The organism is Protofrankia symbiont of Coriaria ruscifolia (assembly GCF_900634745.1).
Taxonomy (GTDB): domain Bacteria; phylum Actinomycetota; class Actinomycetes; order Frankiales; family Frankiaceae; genus Protofrankia; species Protofrankia californiensis.
On the sequence record NZ_CAAAFR010000177.1, the window covers coordinates 29457 to 35033 of the forward strand.

General features: G+C 69.5%; 4 protein-coding genes. All 4 read right to left on the minus strand.

Going from position 1 to position 5577, the window contains the following annotated elements; translation table 11 throughout:
• Window positions 1-115: 115 nt before the first annotated feature.
• The gene (gene serA, locus CV1CTNOD_RS19720) at window positions 116-1705 is read right to left on the minus strand and encodes a phosphoglycerate dehydrogenase (protein ID WP_131787487.1); all 1590 of its coding nucleotides are present in this window, start codon (window positions 1703-1705) and stop codon (window positions 116-118) included.
• A gap of 207 nt (window positions 1706-1912) precedes the next feature.
• Window positions 1913-2914: a ketol-acid reductoisomerase gene (ilvC, locus tag CV1CTNOD_RS19725; RefSeq protein ID WP_131787488.1), complete on the minus strand. Its 1002-nt coding sequence runs from the start codon at window positions 2912-2914 to the stop codon at window positions 1913-1915.
• 126 nt (window positions 2915-3040) lie between these two features.
• The gene (ilvN, locus tag CV1CTNOD_RS19730; protein ID WP_131787489.1) at window positions 3041-3565 is read right to left on the minus strand and encodes an acetolactate synthase small subunit; all 525 of its coding nucleotides are present in this window, start codon (window positions 3563-3565) and stop codon (window positions 3041-3043) included.
• Between the two features lie 3 nt (window positions 3566-3568).
• Window positions 3569-5401 (minus strand): acetolactate synthase large subunit, encoded by a 1833-nt coding sequence (locus tag CV1CTNOD_RS19735; protein WP_131787490.1) that lies wholly within the window; start codon window positions 5399-5401, stop codon window positions 3569-3571.
• Between the last annotated feature and the right edge of the window lie 176 nt (window positions 5402-5577).

Consider the following 5577-nt stretch of genomic DNA (forward strand, 5'->3'; position numbering starts at 1 on the left):
GGCCACGGGCCACGGGCCACGGGCCACGGGCCACGGGCCGGACGGCGGCGAGATGGTCCGGCGGCTTGGGCCGGACGGCGGCGAAACGACGTCCGCTCGGCGAGGAGCCGGTCGGCTACTCCCCTCTGAGGCTCACCGACCGGGCCGTGGACGCCCCGATGATCTTGGCGATCTCGGTCAGGACGTCCTGTGGCACCGCGTCGTCGAGCGCGAGCGATATCAGTGCCTCACCACCGGCCTTGCGGCGGCTGACCTGAGCACCGGCAATGTTGATCTGGGCCTCGCCCAGCAGCGCACCGACCGCGCCCACCACCCCCGGACGGTCCTCGTAGCGGAAGAACGCCAGGTGCGCCTGGGGACGGATGTCCACCTCGAAGTCGTCGATCGCGGTGACCTTCTCGACCTGCCGGGGACCGGTCAGCGTCCCGCTCACCGACACCGGTGTCCCGTCCGCGAGCACACCGCGGATCGTGACGAGATTGCGGTAGTCAGGGCTTTCCTCGAACGTCTCCAGCGCGACGTCGACCCCCCGGCTCTTGGCGAGCAGCGGCGCGTTGACGTAGGTGACCGGCTCCTCGATCACGTCGGTGAACACTCCCTTGAGCGCGGCGAGCTGCAGCACCGACACGTCATGGGCGACGATTTCACCACGGATTTCGATGGTGATCGCGGCGGCGAGGCCGCCGGCGAAGCCGGTGAACAGCTGGCCGAGCTTCTCCGCGAGCGGCAGCCCGGGCCGCACGTCCTCGGCCACAACCCCACCGGCCTGCACGTTCACCGCGTCCGGGACGAACTCGCCGCGCAGCGCCAGCCGCACCGACCGGGCCACCGCGATGCCCGCCTTCTCCTGGGCCTCCTCGGTGGACGCCCCCAGATGCGGGGTGACCACCACGTTGTCCAGCTCGAACAGGGGCGAGGACGTGGTCGGTTCGGTGGCGAACACGTCGATGCCGGCGCCGCCCACCCGGCCGTCACGGACGGCGTCGGCGAGGGCCACCTCGTCGATGAGCCCGCCCCGGGCGTCGTTGATGATGATCACGCCTGGCTTGACGCGCTCGAGCTCGTCCTTGCCGATGAGGCCGAGCGTCTCCGGCGTCTTGGGCAGGTGGATCGTGATGACGTCGCTGATCCGCAACAGTTCGTCGAGGTCGACAAGGCGCACCCCCAGCTGGGCGGCGCGGCCCACCGAGACGTACGGGTCGTAGGCGACGATCTTCATACCGAAGGCGGCCAGCCGCTGCGCGACCAGCAGGCCGATGCGCCCGAGCCCCACCACGCCCGCGGTCTTGTCCGCGAGTTCGACGCCGACGTACTTCGAGCGCTTCCACTCACCGCCACGCAGCGCGGCATTGGCCGCCGGAATGCGGCGGGCCACCGCCGTCAGCAGCGCGACGGCGTGCTCGGCGGCGCTGACGATGTTCGACAGCGGAGCGTTGACAACCATCACACCGCGGGTGGTGGCGGTGGCGACGTCAACGTTGTCCAGCCCGATCCCCGCGCGGGCGACGACCTTGAGCGAGCGGGCGGCGGCGAGCACCTCCGCGTCCACCCTGGTCGCGCTGCGCACGATCAGAGCATCGGCGTCGGGGATCGCGCCCAGAAGCGCGACCCGGTCGGTCCCGTCGAGATGGCGGACCTCGAACTCGCTGGACAGCAGTTCCAGCCCGGCCGGTGACAACTCCTCGGCAACCAGGACGACGGGCACGGTAAGGCTCCTTGAGAAGACGGCAAGGGATGACCGCCCGCAGGTTGGCAAGCATGGTTGCGAGCGCCGCCAGCGTACCCACTGCGGGCCGCTACCGGTGATGTACCGGGGTTGTCCAGCCGGGAAATCCCCGGTGTCCGCGGCCGGCCCGGCAGGCGCGCAAAGGTTGACGATCGCGTGCCCGCCGGGCCAGGCCATTAGGTGGGGTCAGTCGACGGGCTCGGCGATCCAGGACATCAGCGGACGCAGCTGGGCGCCGACCTGCTCGATCGGGTGCTTCTTGCCCTCCTCGACGAGCTTGGTGAACTGCGGGCGGCCCGCGTCGTCCTCGGCCACCCACTCACGGGCGAACGAGCCGTCCCGGATCTCGGCGAGGATGCGGCGCATCTCGTCCTTCACCGACTGCGTCACCACGCGCGGGCCACGGGTGACATCGCCGTACTCGGCCGTGTCCGAGATCGAGTACCGCATCCGGCTGACGCCACCCTCGTACATCAGGTCGACGATCAGCTTGAGCTCGTGCAGACACTCGAAGTAGGCCACCTCGGGCTGGTATCCGGCCTCGACCAGCGTTTCGAAGCCGGCCTGTACCAGCGCGCTCGCGCCGCCGCACAGCACAGCCTGCTCGCCGAAGAGGTCGGTCTCGGTCTCCTCGGTGAAGGTCGTGCGCAGCGCGCCGGCGCGGGTGCCGCCGATCGCCTTGGCGTAGGCGAGCGCGAGCGCGAGCGCGCCCTGCGACGCGTCGGACTCCACCGCGACCAGCACGGGAACGCCCTTGCCCTCGGTGAAGGTCCGCCGGACCAGATGCCCCGGGCCCTTCGGGGCGACCATGAACACGTCCACCCCGGCCGGGGGCTCGATCAGCCCGTACCGGATGTTGAATCCGTGGCCGAACGCGAGCGCCTTGCCCGGCGACAGGTTGGGTGCGATGGACTCCGCGTAGATCTTGCGGTGGGTCGTGTCCGGCGCGAGCAGCATGATCACGTCCGCCTCGGCCGACGCCTCGGCCGGGGTGAGCACCCGCAGGCCCTGCTCGGCGGCCTTCGACCGGCTGCGGCTGCCCTCGGGCAGGCCGACCCGGACGTCCACACCGCTGTCCCGCAGGTTGAGAGCGTGCGCGTGACCCTGGCTGCCGTACCCGATGACGGCGACCCTGCGATTGGTGATGTTGTCGAGCGACGCGTCGGCGTCGTAGTAGATCTCGGCCATCGTGGGCGAATCTCCTCGATTCTTCTTCAGTGGTCCGGGCAGTTGGGCCTCCGGCCGCGCGAAAGAAACATCATCGCGCCGCCTTCGGCCCTCATAGTGGTCCGGGGACCTGGGCCTTCGGGACCTTCAAGCCGTCCGGTCGAGAGCACGCAGACTACGGTCGGTAATCGATCGCGAGCCTCGGCCGAGGGCGACCATGCCGGACTGGACCAGCTCCCTGATGCCGAACGGTTCGAGTATCCGGATGAGGGCGTCGAGCTTGTCGCGGGTGCCGGTGGCCTCCACGGTGACCGCGTCCGGGGCGACGTCGACCACCTTCGCGCGGAAGAGCTGGACGGTCTCGAGGACCTGCGAGCGGACGGACAGGTCCGCCCGCACCTTGATCAGGACCAGTTCCCGCCGCACCGAGACCGCCGGCTCCATTTCGACGATCTTGATGACGTTGACCAGCTTGTTGAGCTGTTTCGTGACCTGCTCGAGCGGTAGCTCGTCAACGGAGACGACAATCGTCATACGGGAGATGTCGTCGTGTTCGGTCGGCCCGACCGCGAGCGACTCGATGTTGAAGCCGCGCCGGGAGAACAGCCCCGCGACCCGGGCGAGCACCCCGGGCTTGTTCTCCACCAGCACCGACAGTGTGTGCGTGGTCACGACCTAAACCTCTTCGTAGTCGAAGTCGGGGGCGATGTCCCGAGCAATTCTGATGTCGTCGTTGCTCGCGCCGGCGGCGACCATCGGCCACACCATCGCATCCCGGTGGACGACGAAGTCCACCACGACCGGCGCGTCGTCGACCGCCATCGCCTTGTCGATCGTGGCGTCGACCTCCTCCGGCGACTCGCAGCGCATCCCGACGCAACCGAGCGCCTCGGCGAGGCGCACGAAGTCCGGCACCCGGCGCGCCCCCCGGCGCGAGTTGCCGGCTCCGGCTCCGGCACGGGCACTGGCGCTTGAACCGGCCGCGGAACCGCCGCCGTCCGCCGGCCGGGTGCCCAGATCGGTGTTGGAGTACCGCTGGTCGTAGAACAGGGTCTGCCACTGCCGGACCATGCCGAGCGAACCGTTGTTGATGATCGCAACTTTGATCGGGATGCCTTCCAGGGCGCAGGTGGCCAGCTCCTGGTTGGTCATCTGGAAGCAGCCGTCACCGTCGATCGCCCACACCGTCGCGTCGGGCCGGCCGACCTTGGCGCCCATCGCCGCGGGCACGGCATAGCCCATCGTGCCCAGACCCCCCGAGTTCAGCCAGGTGTAGGGGTGCTCGTAGGAGATGAACTGCGCGGCCCACATCTGGTGCTGGCCGACCCCGGCGACGTACAGCGCCTGCGGACCGGCGATCTTGCCGATACGCTCGATGGCGTACTGCGGGGCGATCGAACCGTCCGCCGGCCGGTCGTAGCCCAGCGGATACGTCCTGCGCCAGCCGTCGATCTGCCGCCACCAGCCGGCGAGATCTGCCCGCTGCTCCGGCTGCAACGCGGCGATCAGATCGCCGATCACTTCGCGGCAGTCCCCCACGATGGGCACGTCCGCAACCCGGTTCTTACCGATCTCGGCCGGGTCGATGTCGGCGTGGATGACCGCGGCCTTCGGCGCGAAGGAGGCGAGCCTGCCCGTCACCCGGTCGTCGAAGCGGGCCCCGAGGGTGATCAGCAGGTCGGACTTCTGCAGGGCGGTCACCGCGGCGACCGACCCGTGCATCCCGGGCATGCCCAGATGCTGGCGATGGGAGTCGGGGAACGCGCCACGGGCCATCAGCGTCGTCACCACCGGAATGCCGGTGAGCTCGGCAAGCATCCGCAACTCGGCTGCGGCACGGGCCTTGAGCACCCCGCCGCCGACGTAGAGGACCGGACGGCGGGCCGCACTGATCATCCGGGCCGCCTCACGGATCTGCTTGCCGTGCGGGCGGGTGACCGGCCGGTAACCGGGCAGATACAGCGTGGGTGGCCAGATGTCGGCGGGCAGCACCGCCGTGGTCGACTGGAGAATGTCCTTGGGCAGGTCGACCAGTACCGGCCCGGGCCGTCCGGTCGAGGCGAGGTGGAACGCCTCGGCGATCGTGCGCGGAATGTCGTCCGCGGAGGTGACGAGGAAGTTGTGCTTGGTGATCGGCAGCGTGATGCCGCAGATGTCGGCTTCCTGGAACGCGTCCGTCCCGATCGCCGCGCTCGGCACCTGACCGGTGATCGCCACCAGGGGCACCGAGTCCATGTAGGCGTCCGCGATCGGCGTGACCAGGTTCGTCGCGCCCGGCCCGGACGTCGCGATACACACGCCCACCCGTCCGGTCGCCTGCGCGTAGCCCTCGGCGGCATGCCCGGCACCCTGCTCGTGACGGACCAGGATGTGCCGGAGGCGCTCGGCGTCGTACAACGGGTCGTACGCCGGAAGGATCGCGCCACCGGGGATACCGAAAACCACGTCGGCCCCGGCGGCCTCCAACGAACGGACCAGCGACTGCGCTCCGGTGATCTGACTGCTCATCTGATCGTCTTCCTTGACGTTCCGCGATGGTGACGGGTGGGTGGGCCGGGCACAAAAAAGCCCCCCGTGCCGGAAGGCACTGAGGGGCGGCGCACGCAGTCCTAAGATCGACTACGCGCGCTCCGCAAGTACAAGAATCGCAGGTGTGAAGATGCCGCTGAGCATGGCTCTAACCA

Excerpts from the sequence above, each read along its gene's own strand:
- ilvC (WP_131787488.1), bottom strand. The coding sequence starts at position 2,914 with ATGGCCGAGATCTACTACGACGCCGACGCGTCGCTCGACAACATCACC.
- CV1CTNOD_RS19735 (WP_131787490.1), bottom strand. The coding sequence starts at position 5,401 with ATGAGCAGTCAGATCACCGGAGCGCAGTCGCTGGTCCGTTCGTTGGAG.